The organism is Acinetobacter sp. 25-47-122, assembly GCF_056779695.1.
Map to the genome: position 1 here is coordinate 141035 of NZ_JBWYIJ010000010.1, position 24672 is coordinate 165706.

Consider the following 24672-nt stretch of genomic DNA (forward strand, 5'->3'; position numbering starts at 1 on the left):
TAAATGAGAGAATATAATTCTTAATTCAGAAACATCTCATGACTATATAGAACTTCATGCCCATTCCAGTAAATATATCCCTTATCAATCATTTCCTTAAGCAATAACCGCACATCGGATTTTGGAAATAGTTGTTCTAATAAATCACGCAGTTCATAAATATCTTTAGGCTTTCCGGATTTTAAAGCATTCAATTTTTGGATGACTTCCAGCTGGACGGGATCTATTTTTTCGAAATTTTTAAACAAATCACTCTGAATGTGCTGAATATCTTGTGACTCTTCAACTTCAACTTCAACTAAAATGTCTTTTGCTTCGATATGTAGCTTCGCCAATAACGCATCTACCTGACCAAGCTTGTGGTCTGCTACTACATCTTCATCAACATTCATATCCAATTGAGCCCACTGCTTTAATACCTTTTTACGAAAGGAAATTTGCTCACCATCTTTTTTAATTACCTTTAAATTAATGAGCATGCCAATCAATTTAGCGCTGTGCTCGTCATTTATTCTCAACGTATTCTCGATCGAGTTTTTAAGCTTAGCTAAGGTGTTTGGCTTCCCTTCCATACGAACCACAACATCACAATATTGCTTTACTCTAAATAAATCATGATTTTGACGAATAGTTTCAACTGAAGGCACGTTGTATTTGAGTTTTGACACAGGTTGCTCTGGTTGTACCTGTATCAAATTACATTGAATACCAGAAGCTCGCATCATGTCAGCCAACATCGTGCTACAGTCTCGCGCGGAAATCACATCAATCTCTGCGCCATGCTCAACCAATGCCAAGATTTGTCCCACAATCACAGCGTACTCAAATTCTTTTTCTTTTGCCTCAAGCATTTCTAAAATGACAATTTGACCACTACTAATCCAACTCGAAAATTCAGTTAAATCAGTGAGACTGTAATGAAAACTCCCTTTCGAATGAAATAGATAGGTCGTGGTGTAATGTTGCACAATCTCCCGAAATAACGTCGAAGTCGGCATGTTATTTTCAAGATCTATTAGGACAACTTTAGCGCTCATAGGATAAGATTCAGAATTCGGCAAGTGAAAAGACTATTACAACGACCTTCATATCAAAGGTCAAACTATTTACGCATACTTCTTAATAAATAATCAGTATTTATGTCACGTCTTAATAATGTGGCGGTTTATCCAAAATTGGATCAAATGGAGCAACACCATCGTCAGCATGAGTAGCTTCAACACGTTGATACAAAATTTGCATTTGTTTCTTTAAATCGCTGATTTCACGGCTTTGTAATGCAATTTGAATATTTAACTGATCAACTAATTCATCTAAAAATGCAATTCGGACTTGCAAATCTTCTATGGGTGCGGAAAATGACGCCTGCTCATTTAGATTTTTTTGATTCGACATTATAAGTCCTCATCAGGGGATTTCAGGAAACATTATGGCCTATATTACCTTAAGGGACGTCCAACTCGCATTTGGTGGACCGTACTTACTCGACGGCGCGAATTTTAGTTTAGAGCGCGGCGAACGAGTGTGTTTGATTGGCCGTAATGGTGAGGGTAAGTCTACTTTACTTAAACTCATTGATGGAAGTTTATTGCCTGACGCTGGTGAAGTTTCCCTGCAAAATGGTATTACCATTTCTATGCTGGCTCAAGACGTGCCAATGGACTCGGGACGTGTTGCAGATATTGTGGCAGATGGCGCAGGTGAAGCAGCTTCTGTTCTTAGAGCTTATCACGAAGCAAGCGAAGCTTGTGTACTCGGCGATATGGAAGCTTGCGATCGCATGGGTAACTTGCAACATAAAATGGATCAATTAGATGGTTGGGCACTTGAAACTAAAGTGAATTCAATCCTCAGTAAAATGGGACTTGATCCTGATGCTGATTTAGCTGATCTTTCAGGTGGTCGTAAACGTCGTGTGCTTCTTGCACGCGCACTACTCACCCAACCTGATGTTTTGTTACTCGACGAACCAACGAACCATTTAGATGTTGAAAGTATCGAGTGGTTAGAAAAATTCTTACTCGATCAAAATAATTTAACATTACTCTTCATTTCGCATGACCGTTCATTTGTAGACAGTATTGCTACACGTATTGTGGAACTGGATCGTGGCATCTTACGCAGTTATGAAGGGAACTATTCACGTTACCTCGAACTCAAAGCTGCACAGATGGAAGCTGAAGAAAAACAAAATGCGCTGTTCGATAAAAAGCTAGCAGAAGAAGAAGTTTGGATTCGTCAAGGCATTAAAGCACGTCGTACCCGTAACGAAGGTCGTGTACGTGCCTTAAAAGCATTACGTGAAGAATCTAAAGCCCGCCGTTCGCAGCAAGGCAAAGTGAGCATGGCTACCCAAGATGCTCAACGTTCAGGCAAAGTGGTCTTCGAAATTGAAAACCTCAGTGTGCAATTTGGCGACAACACTCCAATTATCAAAGATTTTAATGCACTGGTTCTGCGTGGAGATCGTATTGGTCTCGTGGGCGATAACGGTGTCGGTAAAACCACGCTAATCAAAGCAATTTTGGGTCAACAAGAACACTCAGGTACGGTCAAAACAGGGACACAACTCGAAGTGGCTTATTTTGACCAGCTTCGTAACGTGCTCGATCTTGAAAAATCGGTAAAAGACAACGTGGCCGAAGGGTCAGACTTTGTCGATATCAATGGCGGACGTCGTCATATCTATAGCTATTTACAAGATTTCTTGTTCTCCCCTGAGCGTGCTCGTACACCTGTAAAAGCCCTTTCAGGTGGTGAACGTAACCGCATTTTATTAGCGAAATTACTGCTTAAACCATCGAACCTCATCGTGATGGATGAGCCAACCAATGACTTGGATATGGTGACGCTTGAGCTGCTTGAAGAGATGCTCAGTGATTACAAAGGAACTTTATTGTTGATCTCGCATGACCGTGCCTTTATGGACAATGTCGTGACCTCAACTTGGGTATTCGATGGCAAAGGCAATATCGATGAATATGTCGGTGGTTATCAAGACTACCTCATGCAACGTCCTGATCAAACTGTAGTCGATCAGAAATCTGCGGTGAAAAAAGCAGCCGCAAAGGCTGAAGCGGCAGCAGCCCCTGCACCCGCATTTAAAAAAGTTAAACTAAGCTATAAAGATCAGCGTGCTTTAGAACAACTTCCTGCTGAAATGGAAGCTTTGGAAAAGGAACAAGCCGAGATTAATGCACTTTTAGCAGATGGTTCTTTATTTGTGTCAGATAGTGACAAAGCAACTCAACTTTCAATTCGACTTACTGAAATTGATGAGCTACTTTTAGAGAAATTAGAACGCTGGGAAGCGCTTGAAAGTCTTGCGAATGGTAGCTGATTACCCTAGTAAATAAAAAACTCCGCGCTTGCGGAGTTTTTTTTGTCAAGATTGATCACGCTAAACCAATTACTGCAACCAATGCTGCTAGCGCACCTACAATCTTTTTACCTTGTGGAACAAATTTCACCATCAATGCCCCTAAACCCAGTCCAAGAGCATAAATCATTGCCATGGCAGTAATCATGCCTAAAATCTGAATGCCAACATTTCCATTCATCGCTAATTCAGCTCCGTGTGCTGAACCATGAAAAACTGATAGAAACACTGCTGCAATTGGGAAAATTCTGTTCGATTTGGTCCATAAACTTACAGCTAAGATGAACAATGAACCTACAATTCCAATTTCTGTAACGCCATTAGGAATAATTCCATGCGCACCTAAACTGAATCCAGCAACAAGCGCTGTAAGCAAGCCCCATGCCCCAATCATCTTCCAAATTTTAGACATGCTCCACATCAAAACGCCGAAACTGAGTGCCATCATCAAATGATCCAATCCTGTAAACGGATGAATGAAGCCCGCCCAAAAATTAGCATCATGGTGATGATGGCCTGGATGTGCCATTACAAGGCTCGGAACACTTGCCAGAATGAATAGACCGAATTTATTGCATTGTTTCATCCTTTAAGCCCTCTTGTTTAAGCTTTGAATAAACCTTGTTTTTCAATAAAACTGATAATCTCGTTTAAACCATCTTCAGTTTTCATGTTTGAAAACAAGAACGGTTTATCTCCTCGCATACGCTTGGCATCTTGATCCATCACCTGCAAATTCGCTCCAACCATTGGCGCCAGATCTGTTTTATTGATAATCAGTAAGTCAGACTTGGTAATGCCTGGACCGCCTTTACGTGGAATTTTTTCACCACCAGCAACATCAATCACATATAGTGTCAGATCAGACAGTTCAGGGCTAAACGTTGCTGCCAAATTATCACCACCACTTTCAATGATAATTAACTCTAGACCATCAAACTTTTCACATAAGTCATCAATCGCTGCCAAATTGATTGAGGCATCTTCACGAATAGCCGTATGAGGGCAACCGCCAGTTTCCACCCCCACAATACGATCGGGTGACATGGCTTCATGACGAGTTAAGAAGTTGGAATCTTCTTTTGTATAAATATCATTGGTCACCACCGCCATATTGTATTTATTACGCAATGCACGGCATAAATTTAAAGTCAGTGCTGTTTTACCAGATCCGACTGGTCCACCAATTCCGACACGTAAAGGAGAACGTTCTGACATGATTGATTCCTTATGATAATTTTTAAGATCTAAATAAACGCGAATATTGTGTTTCATGGGACATGCTGAGCATGGCATATTGTGGTAAGGCACTGCTGAGTTGATGATCTTCTATACACATTGCATGCGTTATGGCATCTGGGACTAAACCATGTAAATGCCACAAAATTCGTTGACCACTCATCTGACCGAGCGGCACAGTTTTGACTGCGCCAAGTACTTGGTTTTCTAAAACAGTAAATGTATACGCCGTTAAAACATCTTCGATATTCAGATCCAATCGCCCACATAACTGAGCATATACGGGTACAAATCCAAGTTGTTTTTTTACCGTAACGGGCATTTTCAATACATCTTTAATCCATGCGTTCAAGGAAAATGCCAACTGCTGCGATTCAGCCAATAACTCACGACTTTCACGACTGGCTCGATACAACTGCGCCCAATGATTAAACTGCTGTTCATTATCATGGGCCTGCATCAAACGCTTCAATACAGGTAGCTCAAAACGAACCAAAAGCATTTCCAGAACTTCTTCGAAGTACGCAATACTGGATTGCTCATCATGGATCAAACCTTGATCGATCGCACTTTCAACACCTTGCGAATAGCAATAAGCGCCTACAGGCAAAGCTGTAGAGGACAAAGTTAACAGTTTGAGTAAGTGAGCTGCATTAGTGATGCGCATGAGCATGAATCGCTTTGATTGGGCTTAAACGATGATCATGTGCATGCTGAGCATAAGCACCACTTTCTGGCTCAAATGGATGATCCACTTCCGTGACCATTAAACCCAATCCTTGGACCATTTCGGCTAAGACATGATCAGGTTCAAAATATAGTGCACTAGGCGTGAGCATAAGAGGGACATGACGATTCCCTAAATGATAGGCTGCTTTCAAAAGCTCAAATTCAGATGAAGCTTGGACACACATCAGGCGTTCAGGCAATGCATCCACACGCAGTAAGTCACCTGTTTCAGTTGCAATAAATGATCCTCCGCGAAGAATGCCTGTGCGCGGTAAATCTGCACCAATATCGCACCCTGAAACTAAAGTTGCACGAAAACGGCTCTTTTGTCGTGTATCAAAGTTGAGTTGCACAGTTTCGAAAGCTTGATCTTCTGTCACTGCTTCTATTCTTTGAGTATAGATTTTCATGCCTTTCCTATTGTCGCTTGAATACTTTGCTTTAATTTCAACTCGCGAAATGTCTTGTAAACATCAATCCATTTACGCATCAAAATTAAGCATTATTCATGCCAACATGAAATCTATTGGTGCATCCCCTTCTTTCTTATTAAATAATATTTGATGATCTCTAAAAATATTTAAGCCCAGATCACCAAGATTGCTGCAATTACAACTAAGGCTAATCCCCAATGTTCGGCTTTCGCTAACTTTTCTTTAAAGAAATAAGCGGAGATCAACAAACTAAACAAAATCTCAATCTGACCGAGTGTTTTCACCACTGGTACACTCATCATACTCATGGCAGTAAACCATCCGAGAGATGCCATAGAACTACATACACTGACTTTAAAGGTCAGCCCTAGACGTTGCCACATCGCCAGCAGCGTTTGACGACTGAATAAGCTCAGATACAAAAGCATACTCAAGCATTGAAAGCCAATCACCGACAGTAATACCCATGCAGCGCGATGAATTGTTGGCAACATTGTTAGTTCAAGACTGGCCTCTCTGACCAATAGTGAAGTGATAGCAAAACACAAACCACTTCCGATGCCAATCATCAGTGTTTTGGATGAAAATCCAGTAAAACCATGTCCCCGACTCAACAGAAACACCGCAAAAGCGCCTAGCAAGACACCAAACCATGCCAACCATGACAAATGATCAGAGAGAAAAGCAACACCAATGATTGCAGCTAAGATCGCTTCACTTTTAGCCAGTCCCACGCCAATGGCATAGTTTTTTTGTTTAAATAACTGCACCATCAATGCAGTGGCTAAAATTTGGCTAATGCCTGCGATAAAAATATAAACCCAATATTTTGTCGTAAATTGAACAGTCGCTGTTACAGGTGAGAAGTGATAAAGGCTACTCAAATAAATCAATGCAAAAGGCAAGGCGAAGATAAAGCGTGCAAGGGTGACGCCCCATACATCGACAGTGGTACTCAATTGTTTTTGAAAGGCATTGCGCCAAGCCTGCATAAAAGCAGCCATGAGGGTAAAGAGAATCCAACTGAACGCCATAAAAATATCACTTTAATGAGTAGGACTGACGGGTTTTATTCTATGCCTCATCCAGTGTAATGACTAATCAAAAAAGGATTGTATGTAGATAGCATAAAGTTTGATTTTATTCGTTAGATAAAAAGATGATATTTTTTGAGCTAACATTCCTCGTGTAACTGTCACCTAAATCAGTTGAAATAACATGGTATCTAAATTGCATAACATTGATCACTGATAAATTTTTCACATGAATATTTTTATATGTTAAAAGTATGTAATTAGACCCTAAGTCTAATTGCAAGATGCTGCCCCTTAATGCAGTATTTACTTATAAAAAAAATGATTTATCAGTGACGATATTTCACCCTATACCCGATAGCCGGAAGCCATCTCAGGTAAGGACCTACAATGACCAGCTTACAATATTATCAAACTATTTTTGATAAAGCGGGCGATGCAATTTTTGTACATGATATTGGCAGTGTCCAATTTATGGATGCCAATGAAGCCGCTGTAGAACTTACTGGATATAGTAAATCTGAATTGACACAAATGAACGTTGAAAAGATCAGTGCTTTTCAACATGGTTTTGATTTGCATCATGCACTCCGAAAAGTTCAACAGGCCGCCACTACAAAAGACGAAGCAATCACATTTGAATGGTTAATAGAGTCTCAAGACCAACGTCATATTCCAGTTGAAGTATGTCTTAAAAAAGTTGAGATTGAAAATAAACCAAAGCTTCTCGCTCTAGTACGTAACATCAGCGAAATCAAAAAGTATCAATATGCTCTACAGTCTAAAGATCAATATTTCAAAATGCTGCTTGAGCATTCTGGAGATGGAATTGCTATTCTCGACTTACAAGGCAAACTACTTTATGCCAGCCCATCATTACAAGGTATTCTTGGTTATCGGGATCGCTTTGTACTCAATAAGAATGTGTTAACTGCAATTCATCCTGATGATCGTATTAAAGTCAGACAGCTTCTATTTAAGAAAACAGAACAACATGCAGTTGGTGTGATTCATTACAAAATCTTGCACCACAATGGAAAATGGCGACACCACGAGGCAACCTATCGTAACTTATTAGATCACCCTGATATTCAGGGAATATTGGTGAATTATCGTGATATCACTGAGCGTATTGAGGCTGAAGAAAAAGCACGTGCTCGTGAAAAGCAACTTGGTCATATGTCACGTTGCAAAACGATGGGCGAACTGGCTACAGCGCTCGCCCACGAATTAAATCAACCACTGGCTGCACTCAACAATTACGTTGGAGGTAGTATTATTCGCATTCAAAACGGTTTAGCCAACACACAAGAGACTCTTGATGCCCTCAATGCTGCTTTAAATCAAACACATCGCGTCAATGGCATTATTCACAGCATGAGAAGCTTTTTACGTAAAGGCGAAGCGAATTTCCAGATTAATTCTGTGAGTCATCTTATTCAAGAGTTACATCCTTTGATTAAGCTTAAAGCAGATCAAGGTGGATGTACCATCCATTATGAATTAAGTGTTTCGCCTATTTTTATATCAGCAGATGAAACGCTCTTTAGCCAAGTCATTATCAATCTCGTCTTCAATGCGGTCGATGCTCTACAAACTAACCCTGAGGGTGAAAGGGACATTTATATCCGCACTTGGCAACATAACCAACATGCTCGAATTGCAATTGCCGATAATGGGCCTGGACTCGAAGGGCAAAATCCAGAACAAATTTTTGAATCTTTCTATTCAAGTAAAAACAACAGCATGGGTATTGGCTTAACTCTGTCTCGAAGCATCATTGAAAACCATCATGGTTATTTATGGGTCTGTGAAGGTGAGTCCGGCGCTATTTTTAATATCTCTCTGGCAGCACAGGAGCGTACAAAATGTATTTAACCAATTCTCATGTTCCCGAGCCCATTGTATATGTGATAGATGATGATCAAGACATTTGTAATTCACTCACATGGTTGCTCGATTCCGTGCAACTCGAAACCAAAACATTCAATAGTGCTACTGAATTCCTGAATTATCAGCGCCCGCAAACGCCTGCATGTTTGATTCTTGACATTCGTATGCGAGGAATGAGTGGCTTGCAATTACAACAACAATTGAACCAACAAAAAACCCGTATGCCGATCATTTTCATGACTGGCCACGGCGACATTCCAATGTCGGTCAATGCGATGAAAGCTGGGGCATTTGATTTTTTAGAAAAACCTTTTAATCCACAACATATGCTTAATCAAATCCAAGCCTGTCTGCAACTTGCTGAACAAGACTTTATTGAAGAAGAAAAACGTCAAGAACAGATGATTAAATTGAAATCTTTATCACCAAGAGAAAGTGAGATTATAAATTTATTGGTCGATGGACTTTCGAGTAAACATATCGCACAAATGTTGAATATCAGCCATAAAACAGTAGAAATTCACCGCACTCATATTCGTCAGAAGTTAGGAACTGAATCTATCGCACAGATCGTCAATATGGTCTTGATGTGTCGTGATCGCTCAGTACCGGCGATGGGTTAACCATCGCCTGAGCGGGAGAAAGATGATATGTTCGATTAAAAAAAACGATCAAAATGAATTTGTTGTTGTGGAATACCAGCTTGGTGAGCCATTTGTTCAATTGATTTCACCATCGGTGGTGGACCTGCACAATAGATTTCATGCTCAATCAATTGTTCACCTAATACATCTTGAATGACATCATGAATAAAGCCTGAACGGATACCTTCAATGAATTCAGAGGAGGTTGCAGGTACATAATTGAGGCGTTCCCCTAATTCTGTCCAGTCACGTAATTGATTTTCAGTGAACAAATCACGCTGTTCACGTCCACCATGGAAAAACCAGACTTTGTGATTTTTCAAATGTGTATTGACTGCAACACCACGTGCAATCGCTAACATGGGGGCAAGACCTGAACCGCCTGCCACACAGACAATCGGACGAGGTTGTTCTTGTAAATGTGCTAAACCGTATGGACCATCAATTTGTATTTCTGCTTGTTCACGCAACTGTTCATCAAACAGTACATTGGTCATCTTACCATCAGGAACACGGCGGATTTGGAAGACCCATAAACCGTCGTCATTCGGCAGATTGGACATCGAATAGGCACGAAGTAACTCTTGATTCACCCAAACTAAGGCATATTGTCCTGGGATAAATTGTGCAGGTTCATCGGATTGCAAATGCACTTCCAAAATATCATGAGTCACCAATTGCACATGTTTAAGCTTCACTTTTTGTACTTTTGGAATCACTTTGGGTACGCATTTTTCATCTAAACGAAGCTTAATCACGCAATCCGATTTAGGACGACATTGACACGCCAGTAACCGACCTTTACGTTTATCACGATCGCTTAATCCAGGTGCATCTGCCCATAAATTTTCCACTTCTCCTGACAGGACATCGATTTTACACGTTCCGCAACCACCCGCATTACATTCGTAAGGAATGCCTAACCCTTCACGTAAGCCACCACGGAGCAATACATCATCCGCTGCGCAGTTGAATGTGCCCTGACCTTCGATTTGAATTTTATACATCGGCATCACTCCACCAAATAGACTTTGTCTTCACGCACGATGGATTGATAGGTTTTCAGTGGAATCGTACATGGCGCCCCACAAGGTTCACCTGTTTTGATATCGAATGCACCTGCATGAAATGGGCACTCCACTTCACAGCCATCAATTTCACCATCTGCCAATGATGCATCACCATGTGTACAGGTATCATCGGTGACATAGAACTCGCCATCTTCTAAGTGAAATACTGCCAATGGCGGATAACCGTCAATGATGACTTGTAGTCCCTCACCCTGTTCCACATCAGAGGTTGAACACAAAAATTTCTCAGCAACATTGGTCATTTTAATGTTCATTGGCTTAACTCCTCTATGGGCGAATCTGTGGCTTCAGGACCTAGAATGTGATAACCACCATCGGCATGAATCACACTGCCTGTCAGTAATTTTGCTTTCGGGCTACACAACAAACTTAATGCTTGTGCGACTTCCTCTGCATCCGCAATACGCCCTAACACATGGAAACGTCCTGCCACGCGGTCCGTCTTGGTACGGTCTCCGCCAGAGATCATTTGCATTGGTACTGACCAAGTCCAACCTAATGAGAGTGCATGTACACGAATACCATCTTGCGCTAGATCAAGCGCCATGCTTTGTGTGAGTTGTTCTAAAGTTGCTTTAGATGCTGGATAGACCCAGCGTTCTTTTTGTGCAATACGTGCGCTTACGCTGCTGATATTAATTACTGCACCATCAACGCTGGCCTGCAGCAAAGGTCGACATGCCTGGACCAGTGCTGCATGACCAAACACGGTCACATTAAAAGTATTTTGCCAATCTTGACGTGTAGATTCAGATCCATGATCTTCATACAAACACGCTAGGTTAACCAAGACGTCTAACTGAGTGAGTTTTCCACTTAAGGTACGAATACTTTCATCATTAGCGAGATCTAGAAATTCGTACCGAGCTTGGGTTGATTGTGCAACTTGCTGTCCTTGAGTTTGATTAATATCGGCAATAATGACCTGTGCGCCTAAGCTTTTTAATTCTTGCACCACGGCTTGACCAATATGCGTTGCACCACCTGTCACCAGTACCACTTTGCCATTTAAGTCTGTCATGAAACCTCCTTATACTCAGGCCATTCATTAAATTGACCTTTGCAAAACAACAGTGGGCGTTGATTACTGTGACGACATTGCTCAATTTTTCCTAAGAAAATTTGATGATCACCTGCTTCAATTTGTTGAGCTCTTTTACAAATAAATTGCACTACACAATCTTCTAAAACAGGAGCTTTTGAAGCTTGAATATTCCACGTACCATACTGAAATTTATCTGCTATTGGCTTAGCGAAGTTCAAACCTACTTCCTGCTGATGTGCACCTAAAATATTAATGGCGAAGTATTCAGCACTTTCAAAAATAGATCGGCTTGGAGAATGATTGACTAAACTCCATAACACCAATGCAGGATCTAAAGACACTGAACTAAAGGAATTAATCGTCAACCCTACAGGTTGTTGATCTTGGTCTAAGCAAGTGACGATTGCCACTCCTGTCGCAAAGCCACCAAATGCCTGACGGAGCGATTTTGCTTCCGCCAGATCAACATCCTGCCAAAGTAATTCAGGCAGCTGCATGTTGAAACTCCTTACGTGACAAGTATTCTTTTGCCCCAGCTTCACCATCTACCGCTGGCCAGAAACCACATGGATTGTTGAAATGCCCCATAAAGTCATCTGCAATCGCTTGGTTTTGTGATGCTGCAGCTAATACTTGTAATAAGCTCTCACTTGGTGGATTTAACAGCAAGTTAGTGAATTCTGTGGTAAATCGACCTGATTTCTCCCAGAATTTTTCAAAGACTTCCGTCATCCAATCGGCAGTAAATGCTTGATCACCACGCGCTAAAATAGCATCTAGATAATGTTCAACCATTCGTGTTGCATTGTTCGCACCTTGACCCGCAATTGGATCGTTCACAATCACAGTATCCCCAATGCCCCAGATTTTCGCGCCGTTGTCTAAGGTTGCAACAGGGTCACGGACTTCTGGACGGAATGCACCTTTCAACCATGCATTTGGATCGCTTAATTCCATATTGTCGACCATACGGAAACTTTGGTCAGGCGTAACTTTGGCAACTGCTTCTTTCATGCGTTGCAGCATTTCTTCGCCACTGGTGACATCATCAAAGATATCCATGGGTCCATTCGGCACACACTCAAAAAGGAAGCTACGACATGGCCCATGCGTATGGCTGTAGAATGGCATGCTGAAGTATTCACCTGCACCTGCCACGAAGTTGAAATGTAAGGTCTGTGAGGGTTGACCTTGCCAACTATTTGGACCACACAAATCATCACCTACGACGAGTGCAGCAGCCAATTTACGTGGCGGTGTTTGATGCACTGAACGTGTTTCATTGCGTTTGAATAGGCTCGTGATATTGCCCTTACCTGCCGCCAAAATCGTCAGATCATTTTCAGCAGTGATTACTTCCAAATCTTCTGGACTGACATTTTGAATGATGAGCTTGCCACCACGGCGTGGATATTCTTCTAACCAACGGTGATACTTGGTTCGCTGATCCATCGCGATACCTTTGTTCTGATGCAAGAATCCTGTAAGTGGCAATGCAATTGAACCATCTGGACCACGGAAATCTACATGAATGGCTTGACCATGATGGGCTTTACCATCCCAGAAATTCAAACCAAGTTTGCGTTCAAACTCTAATGTATTGGCGAAGAACATCGTGGTACTGACCATACGACCGTGTAACAATTCATCCGCAGGGCGATCTACATATAAAGTGACATCATATTTATTTTCGAGTAGCGAGAACGCCAGTAATAAGCCTGCTTGTCCACCACCGATAATTGCGATTTTTCTCATCTTGAATTCCCCTTAGGCCGTACTGATACAGTGCCTATATTGCTGTGTTCGGATAAGGTTGATTGAAGGTCAGATTCAGTTCGACACGATCAAATTTCCATTCACCCCATTGATTCCGACGTACTTCCGTTTTATAAAAACCACCTAAACAACAGGTTGTTGGTTGGTTTTGTTGTGTTGATGAATCTGCCAGATTACAGACTTCCCAAAGCATCCATGACGCGTTTGCATGATTTTGATCAATGACTTCAATATCTGGCATCGCCATGATATGTAAGCTCCAAAGCACTTGTGCTTCTGCAATCTCTGACAATGCATTCAAGATATTTTGGCGTCCTTGATATTCTCCAAAACCATTTGCACACCATATGGCATCCTCATGAAATACATGCTGTAAAATGGCTGAATTGTTGCGCTGATCAGCCGCTGTTGCATAACGACCGATCAGGCTACGAATCGCCTCGCAGGTCTCCAGATAGTGCAAACGCTGTTCTAGATTGTGCTGGCTCATCTCCGAGATCCTTTTAAACGTTAACTACATCACCAGTTTCATAAACGAAACGCTTTTCTTCAAAGGCGTATGGCACACCTACTGAACCTTTATAAAGTTCAATATGTGGAGCAACTTCGGCAAAACTCAGGCTTAACCAGTACAACTTGTGCAGCTCTTCTGGCAAGGTACCTAAAGCGTATTGGTCAAGTGCTGCAAGGAGCTTGCGCATTTCAGGCAAAATAGCATCGTAAAAAGCTTGCAATTCAGCTGTAGTCGAATTTAAGCGTGCTGCATGACGTTGTTTCGATGTCCCTAAAGCCCATTTCGCGACATAAGGTTCTAAGCTTGAAAAGTCAGCTGGCAATTGTGAAATGATGTTTGACATGTGCATTCTCCTTATGCGCGATTCAGGTATTGTTCAAGAACGTGGTAACCGTGACGAATCAGGATTTCTTCGTCTTGTAGATGCATCACTTTTTTCGCTCGAGACTCAAGTGCTTCTTGGGTATCTTCCATGGTGGCAGTATCTTCTAACCACGCATTACGTTGTAATACTTGTGCAAACTCTTGCGCCCAACGCTCTGAATAGGTTTTCGCTTTAGGCAGGTAATAGCGACCCTCCCAACGGGTTTGGTTATGACCGACCGGCCAGAACTGATGGGTGAACCATACACCTTCAGTCACATGCACCAAGATATTCGGGAAAATGACAGATAATTCAAACGAGAAGTCATCACGATCATTTGGATTGACTGATTTAGGTAGCTGAACACGTTCATAGTGATTCACCAATGATGCGCCAGTGATCTCACCTGACAATGCAGCCGCTGGTTTTGGATTGGCATTTTTGGTTAAGCACACAGCGCAAGTACGATGATCACCAAACAATTGCACTTCTTGTAAACCTGATGCGAATACATTCGGGAAAGAGCCTGCATGAATGGTCGCCACGTGATACGCTTCAGCAAATGCGTCATGAGCGACTTTCCAGTTACAGTTCAGAACTGTGTTATAGGCAAAGCATTCTTCCATTTCATGGAATGGATAACCGCCTAAATGCTGTCCCATACCACCTAAGAATTCTTCTACCGATTGAGTGCCATCATTATCCAAATTGATGAAAATAAAACCTTCCCAAACTTGGGTACGAATAGGTGCAAGACCGTTATGACCTTTATCAAAACAAGAAGTGAATTTTTCTTCTTCAGGTACACTAACCAAATCACCTTTAGCATCGTAAACCCAGCCATGGAAACGGCAAGTCACGACTGCAGCTTTATTTGAACCAAAAGTTTCATTGCCAGTCTCCACCACAACTTTATTGCCACGGTGTGAACAAATATTATGAAATCCACGAATTTCACCATCTTTACCGTGCATTAAAATGACTGAGGTTTTAGCAAAATCTAAGCGTTTAACTTTGTAGTCGCCTTTCTTTGGTATTTCTTCTACACGCCCCACTTTCAGCCAAACTTTTGAGAAAACTTTTTCAATTTCCTCTTGATAGATCTCTGGCGAAATACATGGTTCGGTTGGAATCGGCTCAATACCAAGTTCTGGATATAAATCGCCCCAACGGAGTTTTGCATTACTGTTCATATGACATTCCTGTTCAAGTTCTCGTTTCTAAGTTTTAAGTTCAGTAAATTTCATGCTTATTTGCGAACAGCGTTTGAATCATCTGAATCAACCGCCGTTCACGTGATGAATTAAAGTTGGTAATGTTCGCGAACTAAGTTTGCGATCCCCAATTTTTCTAAAATTGGCATTGGGCATAAGAAGGTTGCACGTACCATTCCTGGTAAACGGCTGATTTCGATAGAGCCTGTGATGGTGCAACGGTTCATAACCTCATCCACACTTAAACCTGTGACTTTTGCCGCTCGATTTAAAGCATTGTCCGTTGCATCATTGAGGTTCTTACCTGTTCCCATAAATGTGATTGGACCACTTTCCTCAATTTCAGTTTGTCCCCAACGTGCACCTAAAGCTTTCACTTTTTCACGCTCTTCCTTGGTAAATGGACGTGCCATTGGTGGTAAGTCATCTGGTGCTTGAAGCAAAATTGGACCATCAATGGTTAAGCCTTTAATCACTTCCACTTGTAATTCTGTTTCGCCTGAAACGTCCGTGGCATGTCCTGCAATTTCACCATTACCTTGTTGCGCATGCATATCTCCCATGTAGACACCTGCACCTGGTACTTTCACAGGACAAATCAAAATACAGCCTGGACGAATCGAATTGGTATCCATGTGACCGTCTGTTTTGGCTGCGATAAGTTCTTCTTCAGTCATTCCGAATTTATGCGGTGCATCAATCAAATACTGACCAAAGTCGTGGCAGTTGTGAGAGTCTGGTAAGTCACGTGAAGGTGTCGTACCAATATTTCCGAGGAATGGACGCATATGCGCAGCAACCCCAGGCATATCAGCACGTGCAAGCGACAAGATTGAATGTTGCGCTGCATGTTCAGGCAGTGCAGAAAGCTCATTGGCATTGCCTGCTAACTTGTTGGCAATCTCTTGATTGACCGTCAAGCTCACTTTGTTTTCTTCATCCAACACAATCACATAACCATGTGAAAAGCGAAAAGCACTGACTTCTGCACCACAGTTTTTACAGTGAATCGCATCTTCACCAATTCCTTCTACATAACTTGCCGGTTGCTCTGTACCACATGCTTCACAGTATTTCGCAACAAACGGATCGCCTTTATAACGCCCTTCAACAAATTGCATCACACCCGATGAGGTTGCTGTAGAAGTGACATGCATATCCTTAATCTTTAAAGCGACAGCATCACCCACCTCTGCACCTTCAATAAAGACAGGGAGTGTCACTTCATGACCACCTTGGAATGCAGGTGTAATCATTGGACCCCAACAGCCAGGCGGTGTGCCTGTTTTTAACGTTCCACCATTTTTTAAAGGTCCCAGCATACGTTGGCTTGGTCCCACAATACCGCCTGAAAACTCATTCACCACTAAATAATCGACAGCTCCAGCACTGCCTGCTGCATATTCTTGATTCTCAATTTTCATGGCCTTACCTCTATATGCTTGCTCTAATGTTTAGGTAACAATGTTTTAAAATGGGATGGTGATATCTATTGCGAACTTCTGACCTTCTGGTCGGTTTTCAACATCAAATTCTTTTTGATATTTCGCTGCGATTGCATATCCTTTAGGAAATTGATAGCGAACTTGCGGACCTATGCTGGCTGCTTTAGCTTTAAAATCACCTAAAACAGCACCTTCACCTGAGTCACCTTCAAGCTGACGATGTACGTAACCACCAACACCAACTGCCAAAGGTCCCATGTGTTTCGCAACTAAGTAATCGACATGCAAAGCGTTGCCCGATTCATATTTGGTATCCTTATTCTCGAAATTGATGTCGTACATCCACTTTGTACTGACTTCGATACCTTGTTTATTTAAGTATGTGGTCGAGATAATTGGTTGAATGGTGTAATAGTTACGTCCAATATTCGCGAGTCTATTTTTGTTGTAAGAGCCAACTGGAATATAAAAGTCGATACCTGTAGCCACATGCCAATCCCCTTTACGCCAACCCAATAAGAATGGATCGATAATGAGATCACCCATTGACATGTGATCATCTTGACGACCACCTAATGTAAGATCTGCATGTGCATATACAAGGAATGCATGCATGCCCCATGTCGCGCCTAAAAATGTTTTGTCACTGACATAGACACCACGAGCAACTGTGGCAAAAGTATCAATTTTAAAATCATCAAATACTGGATGATCATTTTTAAATTTATCTGCGTTGTAGTATTGGTTATAACTGACGAGATACATCCCAGGTGGCGGCATTGCTCCACCAAAAAAACTCTCTGTCCCATCAGGATAAGCACTTCCGCCATTTTCAGCGGCAAGCGCTAAACTTGCACTACTGAAAAGACATATGGTCAATGCCACAGAAGTTAGATATTTCCTTACCATTTACCGCATCCCCCTCGTTGCTAAATTCCTTGCTGGCGATGTTCTAAATCGTCTAGCGCATGTCTTAATCTAGTCTTGAAAGGAGGCAGGGAAATATAAGGATGAATCTATGTTGAATTAAGGGATTATCTTGTAGAAATATTGACTTTTTCTCACTGGTATAGAGGTTTTAGAGAAATAAAATAGGTTTTCTTCACTATAGTGATAGGTAAAATCCCCTATAAATGTGAATGATTTTTTATTTAAATTACATGTTTTGAAACATTTGAAAGTTAGCGTTGTCATATCGCTGTTGTACTTTTTAGAACACAGAGCAGCTAGATGTGCACAATCATGAATATTAAAAGCAACTCCATCATCGGCGTGGGCATCATGTTGATTGATCAACGTCAAAAAGTTCTATTGGGTTATAGAAACAAAATTGATGAACCTGCCTCATGGTGTTTTCCGGGTGGAAAAATGGATGCGCATGAATCAGTTGAAGATGCTGCAGTACGCGAATTGTTAGAGGAAACTGCTTTAGATCTGAGTCAATATATTGAGTCTATTCAACCCTTAAATACGATCATTGATCAAGATTCTGAGGCAGTAAAAGTTACGTTCGGAACGATTTATCAACTTTTAGATGAACGTTTAAAAACTCAAATTTGCATGACAGAACCTGAGATTTTTGAGCGTTGGGAATGGTTTAGTTTTGATGAGCTTCCACAACCACTTTTTCCTGAAACTGAAGTCATGATTAGACATTTTTTAAATCAGTCTCAGGAAAAAAGATGGGCTGTTTACTCAAACTAATCCAACACTAAGACTTCCTAAATTCACTTACTAATTTCGCCAATTGCTCCATACCATCAAAAGTGGTTGGAATCTTGTCATCTGAAGAAACAAGCGGTGAGAAGATAATATTCTCAAATTTCTCAAAACCCTTTTCATTTTTCTTATGCAATTTTTCTGAATCATCTGCATAGTTTTGAATAAACTGACACAATGCCATTCTGAGTTCAAGTTGCATCATCTGAGACTTGATTGAACGAATTTCTTGCAAGTTAATTCTATAGAAATAGAACAAAAATAAGATCAGTGAAATTGAAGGTACAACCATATACCATATTGCTACACTATTTATTTCTATTTGATTGGCAATCAACCACCCAAAAAAAATAATTTCCAAAACTGGTATAGCCAAAATAAATCTGAACAGCCACTTATAGTTACTCTCTGGATTTTTTAAATCGTCTTTCTTTTGATCATAAAGATTCTTAAAACCTTCATTTAAAAGAACAAAATCATAAGTTGTCTTATAACTTTCTAACTTTTTTTCTAATTCTTTGACTTCATAAATTTTCACATCAAATGTTGAATTCCAACCGCTGATCAAATCAGATGCCTTCTCTGATTCTTTAATCAAAGCCTTATAGTCACTAAAATCTTTTTCTTCTAAAAATTTTCTAATTTCATTTAATTTAGAGTTGCTGTAAATTTCTCCACAAATAATAAAAGGAAGCTCATCCACAAAATCATAATGTGTTTTGAATTCTAAATATTTTTGATTTTTTTCAGTATAAATAAAGTTATAAAAATTTCTTACTATAGGATTCTCTTGTTCATTTTCTTTAATTCCACGTCTAAATTCCCATTCTTTTAAATATACAAATAAAGTCAACGCTCCATATTTTAAAAATGCTAGATCATCTGAGATTATGTTTTCGCTTAGCTGACTTAAATCAAATGCATTCCACTTCTTAGTTTCATTTAGATTCTCTTCAAGGTAAATTAAATTCTCTTCTGAGAAAAAACTCTTTAATGATCTAACACTATGTGCCCATCTCTTCAATTCTTCCTCTTCCCACTTTAGTTTCCCTTGGGATACTTCGAATAACTTATTTAGTGTTTTTTTTGACTCATCAGAAAGAAAAGAAAAGCCCATACCACCCTCTTTTTATATATGTATATAATTTTATTATAAATAAAAAGCCCCTGAAATGGGGCTTCCAGAATTAAAATAAGAAATACCTTTGCGCCATCGGTAATACTTCCGCAGGCTCACAAGTCAGCAAGTTCCCATCTGCTCGCACTTCATAAATTTCAGGATCAACCTCCATCACAGGACAGTAGGTATTCAGTTTCATATCTTTCTTCTGAATATCGCGTGTACCTTTACATGGACTGATCAACTTTTTCAGACCCAATTTTTCATGCACGCCTGCTTCAATCGCGACTTGTGACAAGAACGTAATACAGGTGTTATGCACACCGCGCGCATTTGCCCCAAACATCGGACGATAATGCACAGGCTGTGGTGTTGGAATCGAAGCGTTAATATCTCCCATCGGCGCAGCTGCAATCATGCCACCTTTAATAATCATCGACGGTTTTACCCCAAAAAATGCAGGCTTCCACAGTACCAAGTCAGCAAGTTTACCTACTTCCACCGAACCAATTTCATGGCTTAAACCATGCGTAATTGCAGGGTTAATTGTATATTTAGCGATATAACGTTTTACACGATTATTATCATGTGTCGCATTGTCACCCTCTAAAGGTCCACGCTGCACTTTCATTTTATGCGCGGTTTGCCACGTACGAATCACCACTTCACCGACACGCCCCATCGCTTGCGAGTCTGATGACATCATGGCAATGGCACCTAAGTCCTGCAAAATATCTTCTGCAGCAATGGTTTCACGGCGAATACGACTTTCCGCAAAAGCCACATCTTCAGAAATCGCAGGGTCTAAATGGTGACAAACCATCAGCATATCCAAATGCTCATCAATGGTATTGATGGTATAAGGACGAGTTGGATTGGTGGAAGATGGCAACACATTCGGCTGACCAATGGCTTTTAAAATATCAGGGGCATGTCCACCGCCTGCTCCTTCGGTATGGTAGGTGTGAATGGTACGATTTTTAAATGCAGCGAGGGTTTCTTCCAAGAAACCACTTTCATTTAAGGTATCGGTATGAATCGCCACTTGGACATCAAACTCATCGGCAACGGTCAGACACGTATCAATCGCTGCAGGGGTTGAACCCCAATCTTCATGTAGCTTTAAACCTACTACCCCTGCACGAATTTGCTCACGAATTGGGTCGGGCTGACTTAGGTTTCCCTTACCGAGTAGACCAATATTCATCGGTAAATCATCTATGGCTTGAAGCATTGTCCCAATATGCCAAGGCCCCGGTGTCACTGTTGTTGCAGAAGTCCCTGCCGCAGGGCCTGTACCACCACCAATCATGGTGGTCACACCGGACATCAGTGCGGTTTCAACTTGCTGCGGGCAAATCCAATGAATATGCGTATCGACACCGCCTGCGGTGAGAATCTGTCCTTCACCAGCGATCACTTCCGTCGCTGCACCAAGTGGAATGGTGATATCGGGCTGAATATCTGGATTTCCCGCTTTCCCAATTTTCCAAATGCGACCGCTCTTTAAACCGACATCAGCTTTGACAATACCCCACCAATCCACAATCAGCGCATTGGTAATGACCGTATCCGCAACATCTTCAGCCAACAGTTGTGATTGTCCCATGCCATCACGAATCACTTTACCACCGCCAAACTTCACTTCCTCACCATAGGTAGTGAGGTCTTGCTCGACTTCAATAAACAGCTCAGTATCCGCGAGACGAACTCGATCACCTACCGTTGGACCAAACATTTCCGCATAAGCACGGCGTGACATTTTCATTATTATTTTCCCTTAATCCAACTTACCCATAACACGACCCGCAAAGCCATACACCTCACGCTTACCTGCGAGTGCAACAAGTTCAATATCTCGACTCTGTCCTGGCTCAAAACGCACCGCTGTACCTGCCGCAATATTCAGTCGATATCCTCGTGCTAACTCACGATCAAACTGCAACGCATCATTCGCTTCAGCAAAGTGATAATGTGACCCAACCTGAATCGGTCGATCCCCTGCATTTGCTACCGTCATTTTGAGCGTTGCCCGTCCGACATTCATTTCAATGTCTGTATCGGACGTAATGATTTCACCTGGAATCATATTTAATTTTTCCTCTCAGACATCACACAATCGGTTGATGTACAGTGACCAGTTTTGAACCATCAGGAAATGTCGCTTCCACTTGGACCTCTGCGATCATTTCAGCCACGCCTTCCATTACTTCATCCCGTTTTAGCAATGTTGTTCCAAAATGCATGAGGTCACTCACACTCATTCCATCACGTGCACCTTCTAATAGTGCGGCAGAAATATAAGCCACTGCTTCTGGATAATTCAGCTTTAAACCACGGGCCTTGCGTCTTTCCGCTACAAGCCCCGCAGTAAAAATCAGCATTTTGTCTTTTTCTGTAGGTGTTAGTTCCATAATGCTTTCCTCACTATCTTTAAATATTGATGCAAGATGTGTGCTCAAATGTTTGTGTTAAAACAACTTAACTATGTTGCTATGACAAGAATAAATTTATGTGCGCCAAATTCTTGGGAACTCTTCATCAAGATCAAACCAATAACGACGAAGCTTTGCACGAATTGCAGCAAATGCATCATGACACTCACGTACATCATCTCCGAGATAACGTGCGGTTACGACGTAATCGAGTAACGTCAATGTGACGTTAATATTCATACGCATGATTAATTCACGAATTTGATCAACATGTTGATCAAGATAGAAATTTGACCGGTATTGTTCTGGAGGCACTGCCCAAAAACTGGCCATCACTGCATGACCGTTCATCCCTAAACAAGACTTTAACCAACGATCATTACCTTTAAAATTTAAACAGTCTGCAACCAATATTTTTTGATTTTGATAAAGCTGAAATTTATTTTGATAAGCACCCTGCGAGAAGGTTTCATGTCGTGCTTGCCGTCCAATCACCAACATATCCCAACCAATAAAACTGGCAGCAGCGTCCAAATGTACGATCGTTTCTGAATTTGCATTCGCACCATTAAAGAGCATCGTCTCTTGAGGAAGCCACTCGAAAATCGCCTCATCTTGGACATGTATATGAATATGTTGAAATGCTTGTTTAAGATTGGTTTTGTACCATTTCCCTGCGCCAGGTGTGGTGACCAAAGCATGCGAATCCTGATCTATTTTCATTTCAAAGGTGAGATGATCTCCACCAGCAATTCCAGCAGGTGGATGAACAATAATGGCGTGACATACTCCTGTTTTTTCAGGCCACAGCATCTTTTGCACGCGAACAGGTCCAAAGTGCTTACGATGCGCCAAAATTGTGCGATTTGAATCTTTGGTAAAACCTAACTCTAATTTAGCAAACCAATACTGTGCATTTTTGACTGGCTCATTGAACAATACTTGATTCATTCACGGTCATCTTCGTATTCCTATCATTTTCAGTAAATGTTCTGCAAAAATTGCACCAAGTTTGCTCAAGCTAATTTTGGTTAAAGGTTCTTAGGCACTTAATGTTGATATTGATGAGTAATTCATGTGAAAAATCTAAGAACGTTTTTCTAAAGAATCCGATTGTTGCCTTCGCCGAAAAAAAACAGTTCGTGCTAATATAGTGAATTACCTTAAATTGTTATCAAGTTTGAATATGAGTAAACAGAAAAACTACCAACCGGGAGAGTTCCAGTGGTCTTTCTTAGTGCCAAAATATTGGGGCATTTGGATTGGTATTATATTTCTGATGCTCCTTGCGATATTACCTTGGGCAATTCAGCATCGTTTAGCGTATCTGATGGGAAATGTAGCTTTCAAATACTTGCGTTCACGTCGTGAAACAACTTTAAGAAATTTAGAAGTCTGCTTTCCTGAATGGATGCCCGAACTCCGTTATGAAAATGCTCGCCAAGTCTTTATTGATCAAATGGTCGGTGTTTTTGAAACACTGAATGCTTGGTATTGTCCCAAATGGTTTAAAGATCGTGTAACGATTGAAGGTTTAGAACATATTCAACAAGTGCAAGCTGAAGGGCGTGGGGCTTTACTACTTGGTACACACTCTACCCTACTCGATGCAGGTGGATATGTATGTGCCCAGTATTTTGATCCAGATGTCGTGTATCGTCCGCAAAATAATCCATTGCTAGATATGCTGATTTACCGTTGTCGTGCCACGATTTATACCAATCAAATCGACCATGATGATATGCGTGGATTAATCCGTCATTTAAAAGAAGGACGACCTATTTGGTATAGTCCCGACCAAGATTTTGGTCTTAAACAAGGTGTTATGGCACCCTTTTTTGGTGTACCCGCAGCCACTGTAACTGCACATCGCCGTATATTAAAAATGACCAAAGCTGCCGCGATTCCACTTTACTTCTACCGTAAAGGTGATATTACAAATCCGAAATATCATATTTTGATTGAACCTGCATTAGACAATATGCCAAGTGAAGATGAAATTGCAGACGCGACACGAACAAATTTGATTATTGAAAATCAACTTCGTTTAGCACCAACCCAATATATGTGGTTCCACCGTAGATTTAAAACACGTCCCGAAGGTTTTGAAAAAATTTATTAAAAAAAGCGGCGGAGCCGCTTTTTTATTGTGTTTCTAATACATCTGAATTTTTATCAGTATCAGGCTTTTTCGCCTCTACCATCTTATAGCGGTTGATACGACCTAACTCATCTTTTAAAGTGATATGCTGCATGTCCAAGACATTTAATATCAGCTTTTCTGAAGTTTTATTTTGATTCTGATCTGTCCAATTTACATTGAACTCCGTACCTAAACGAGTCCATTGATTTGCATGAATTTCCCCGACAGCAACAGGGGTTATAAATTTTGGTACTTTTCCGTTGAGATCAATTTGAATCTCTTTTAAATCCACCCTTGGACATTGCTCAGCAAAACATTGATAGGCTGCTGGTTCAGGCGTTACTTTTTGAGCAAAAGACTGTGCTTTAGCTTCTTTAGCTTCTTTAGCTTCTTTAGCTTCTTTAGCTTCTTTAGCTTCTTTAGCTTCTTTAGCTTCTTTAGCTTCTTTAGCTTC

The 24672-nt window shown here is 41.1% G+C and carries 28 protein-coding genes; 5 read left to right on the forward strand and 23 right to left on the reverse strand.

From position 1 onward, the window contains the following. Positions 1-20 precede the first annotated feature (20 nt). Both AC1M9P_RS10900 and AC1M9P_RS10905 read right to left on the reverse strand, forming a co-directional pair. Complete coding sequence (locus tag AC1M9P_RS10900; protein WP_481587604.1) at positions 21-1037, reverse strand: hypothetical protein; 1017 nt, start codon at positions 1035-1037, stop codon at positions 21-23. Between the two features lie 112 nt (positions 1038-1149). After that, positions 1150-1395 (reverse strand): SlyX family protein, encoded by a 246-nt coding sequence (locus AC1M9P_RS10905; RefSeq protein ID WP_035266784.1) that lies wholly within the window; start codon positions 1393-1395, stop codon positions 1150-1152. Positions 1396-1429: 34 nt separating this feature from the next. On the opposite strand from AC1M9P_RS10905, the gene AC1M9P_RS10910 reads away from it, so the two are divergent. Continuing rightward, on the forward strand, positions 1430-3340 hold the full coding sequence (locus tag AC1M9P_RS10910) for an ATP-binding cassette domain-containing protein (RefSeq protein ID WP_481587605.1): 1911 nt from the start codon (positions 1430-1432) through the stop codon (positions 3338-3340). Positions 3341-3395: 55 nt separating this feature from the next. On the opposite strand, the gene AC1M9P_RS10915 is transcribed toward AC1M9P_RS10910, so the two are convergent. From AC1M9P_RS10915 to AC1M9P_RS10935, 5 genes are all read right to left on the reverse strand, one after another. Then, the gene (locus AC1M9P_RS10915; protein ID WP_481587606.1) at positions 3396-3965 is read right to left on the reverse strand and encodes a HupE/UreJ family protein; all 570 of its coding nucleotides are present in this window, start codon (positions 3963-3965) and stop codon (positions 3396-3398) included. A 17-nt stretch (positions 3966-3982) separates the two neighbouring features. Then, a complete protein-coding gene (gene ureG / locus AC1M9P_RS10920; RefSeq protein WP_035266791.1) occupies positions 3983-4597 on the reverse strand; it encodes an urease accessory protein UreG in 615 nt (204 codons plus the stop codon). Positions 4598-4619: 22 nt separating this feature from the next. Further along, complete coding sequence (locus AC1M9P_RS10925) at positions 4620-5285, reverse strand: urease accessory protein UreF (protein ID WP_481587607.1); 666 nt, start codon at positions 5283-5285, stop codon at positions 4620-4622. Continuing rightward, entirely contained in the window at positions 5272-5757 is a 486-nt protein-coding gene (gene ureE, locus AC1M9P_RS10930) for an urease accessory protein UreE (protein WP_481587608.1), read from the reverse strand. Before ureE ends, AC1M9P_RS10925 begins: the two co-directional genes overlap by 14 nt. Positions 5758-5927: 170 nt before the next feature. Continuing rightward, positions 5928-6815: a DMT family transporter gene (locus AC1M9P_RS10935; RefSeq protein WP_481587609.1), complete on the reverse strand. Its 888-nt coding sequence runs from the start codon at positions 6813-6815 to the stop codon at positions 5928-5930. A gap of 390 nt (positions 6816-7205) precedes the next feature. Between AC1M9P_RS10935 and AC1M9P_RS10940 the strand changes: the two genes are divergently transcribed. Together AC1M9P_RS10940 and AC1M9P_RS10945 are read left to right on the forward strand one after the other, a co-directional pair. Continuing rightward, positions 7206-8693 carry a PAS domain S-box protein gene (locus AC1M9P_RS10940; RefSeq protein ID WP_481587610.1) on the forward strand — a complete coding sequence of 496 codons (1488 nt, stop codon included), beginning with the start codon at positions 7206-7208 and terminating at the stop codon, positions 8691-8693. After that, positions 8684-9331, forward strand: a complete 648-nt coding sequence (locus AC1M9P_RS10945; protein ID WP_481587611.1) for a response regulator transcription factor — start codon at positions 8684-8686, stop codon at positions 9329-9331. Before AC1M9P_RS10940 ends, AC1M9P_RS10945 begins: the two co-directional genes overlap by 10 nt. 35 nt (positions 9332-9366) lie before the next feature. Here the strand turns inward: AC1M9P_RS10945 and AC1M9P_RS10950 are convergent, their stop codons facing one another. The 10 genes from AC1M9P_RS10950 to AC1M9P_RS10995 all read right to left on the reverse strand — a co-directional run bounded on the left by AC1M9P_RS10950 (position 9367) and on the right by AC1M9P_RS10995 (position 17710). Continuing rightward, the gene (locus AC1M9P_RS10950; protein WP_481587612.1) at positions 9367-10359 is read right to left on the reverse strand and encodes a 2Fe-2S iron-sulfur cluster-binding protein; all 993 of its coding nucleotides are present in this window, start codon (positions 10357-10359) and stop codon (positions 9367-9369) included. Between the two features lie 5 nt (positions 10360-10364). Continuing rightward, a complete protein-coding gene (locus tag AC1M9P_RS10955; RefSeq protein ID WP_168379990.1) occupies positions 10365-10697 on the reverse strand; it encodes a non-heme iron oxygenase ferredoxin subunit in 333 nt (110 codons plus the stop codon). After that, positions 10694-11464, reverse strand: a complete 771-nt coding sequence (locus AC1M9P_RS10960; protein WP_481587613.1) for an SDR family oxidoreductase — start codon at positions 11462-11464, stop codon at positions 10694-10696. The genes AC1M9P_RS10955 and AC1M9P_RS10960 overlap by 4 nt, the downstream gene beginning before the upstream one ends. Then, complete coding sequence (locus tag AC1M9P_RS10965; protein WP_481587614.1) at positions 11461-11985, reverse strand: flavin reductase family protein; 525 nt, start codon at positions 11983-11985, stop codon at positions 11461-11463. The genes AC1M9P_RS10960 and AC1M9P_RS10965 overlap by 4 nt, the downstream gene beginning before the upstream one ends. Further along, complete coding sequence (locus AC1M9P_RS10970) at positions 11972-13243, reverse strand: styrene monooxygenase/indole monooxygenase family protein (RefSeq protein WP_481587615.1); 1272 nt, start codon at positions 13241-13243, stop codon at positions 11972-11974. The genes AC1M9P_RS10965 and AC1M9P_RS10970 overlap by 14 nt, the downstream gene beginning before the upstream one ends. Positions 13244-13277: 34 nt before the next feature. Then, positions 13278-13754 carry a nuclear transport factor 2 family protein gene (locus AC1M9P_RS10975; RefSeq protein WP_481587616.1) on the reverse strand — a complete coding sequence of 159 codons (477 nt, stop codon included), beginning with the start codon at positions 13752-13754 and terminating at the stop codon, positions 13278-13280. Positions 13755-13767: 13 nt separating this feature from the next. Continuing rightward, positions 13768-14121, reverse strand: a complete 354-nt coding sequence (locus AC1M9P_RS10980) for a hypothetical protein (RefSeq protein WP_481587617.1) — start codon at positions 14119-14121, stop codon at positions 13768-13770. An 11-nt stretch (positions 14122-14132) separates the two neighbouring features. Further along, the gene (locus tag AC1M9P_RS10985) at positions 14133-15335 is read right to left on the reverse strand and encodes an aromatic ring-hydroxylating oxygenase subunit alpha (protein ID WP_481587618.1); all 1203 of its coding nucleotides are present in this window, start codon (positions 15333-15335) and stop codon (positions 14133-14135) included. 110 nt (positions 15336-15445) lie between these two features. After that, the gene (locus AC1M9P_RS10990) at positions 15446-16780 is read right to left on the reverse strand and encodes an acetamidase/formamidase family protein (protein WP_225530670.1); all 1335 of its coding nucleotides are present in this window, start codon (positions 16778-16780) and stop codon (positions 15446-15448) included. Positions 16781-16825: 45 nt separating this feature from the next. Next, entirely contained in the window at positions 16826-17710 is an 885-nt protein-coding gene (locus tag AC1M9P_RS10995; protein ID WP_481587619.1) for a SphA family protein, read from the reverse strand. Positions 17711-18043: 333 nt separating this feature from the next. On the opposite strand from AC1M9P_RS10995, the gene AC1M9P_RS11000 reads away from it, so the two are divergent. Then, the gene (locus AC1M9P_RS11000) at positions 18044-18505 is read left to right on the forward strand and encodes a nucleotide triphosphate diphosphatase NUDT15 (protein ID WP_481587620.1); all 462 of its coding nucleotides are present in this window, start codon (positions 18044-18046) and stop codon (positions 18503-18505) included. A gap of 7 nt (positions 18506-18512) precedes the next feature. On the opposite strand, the gene AC1M9P_RS11005 is transcribed toward AC1M9P_RS11000, so the two are convergent. The 5 genes from AC1M9P_RS11005 to AC1M9P_RS11025 form a co-directional block, all read right to left on the reverse strand. Then, the gene (locus AC1M9P_RS11005) at positions 18513-19637 is read right to left on the reverse strand and encodes a hypothetical protein (protein WP_481587621.1); all 1125 of its coding nucleotides are present in this window, start codon (positions 19635-19637) and stop codon (positions 18513-18515) included. 70 nt (positions 19638-19707) lie between these two features. Further along, positions 19708-21408, reverse strand: a complete 1701-nt coding sequence (ureC, locus tag AC1M9P_RS11010; protein ID WP_481587622.1) for an urease subunit alpha — start codon at positions 21406-21408, stop codon at positions 19708-19710. 12 nt (positions 21409-21420) lie between these two features. Next, positions 21421-21729: an urease subunit beta gene (locus tag AC1M9P_RS11015; RefSeq protein WP_035270651.1), complete on the reverse strand. Its 309-nt coding sequence runs from the start codon at positions 21727-21729 to the stop codon at positions 21421-21423. A 22-nt stretch (positions 21730-21751) separates the two neighbouring features. Further along, positions 21752-22054, reverse strand: coding sequence for an urease subunit gamma (ureA, locus tag AC1M9P_RS11020; protein WP_035270654.1), 303 nt, complete (start codon positions 22052-22054; stop codon positions 21752-21754). Positions 22055-22150: 96 nt separating this feature from the next. Next, positions 22151-23026, reverse strand: coding sequence for an urease accessory protein UreD (locus AC1M9P_RS11025; RefSeq protein WP_481587623.1), 876 nt, complete (start codon positions 23024-23026; stop codon positions 22151-22153). Positions 23027-23261: 235 nt separating this feature from the next. On the opposite strand from AC1M9P_RS11025, the gene AC1M9P_RS11030 reads away from it, so the two are divergent. Beyond that, positions 23262-24197 (forward strand): LpxL/LpxP family acyltransferase, encoded by a 936-nt coding sequence (locus tag AC1M9P_RS11030; RefSeq protein ID WP_481587624.1) that lies wholly within the window; start codon positions 23262-23264, stop codon positions 24195-24197. Positions 24198-24219: 22 nt separating this feature from the next. Here the strand turns inward: AC1M9P_RS11030 and AC1M9P_RS11035 are convergent. Continuing rightward, positions 24220-24672: hypothetical protein (locus tag AC1M9P_RS11035; RefSeq protein ID WP_481587625.1), on the reverse strand; the 453-nt coding region annotated here is incomplete at its 5' end.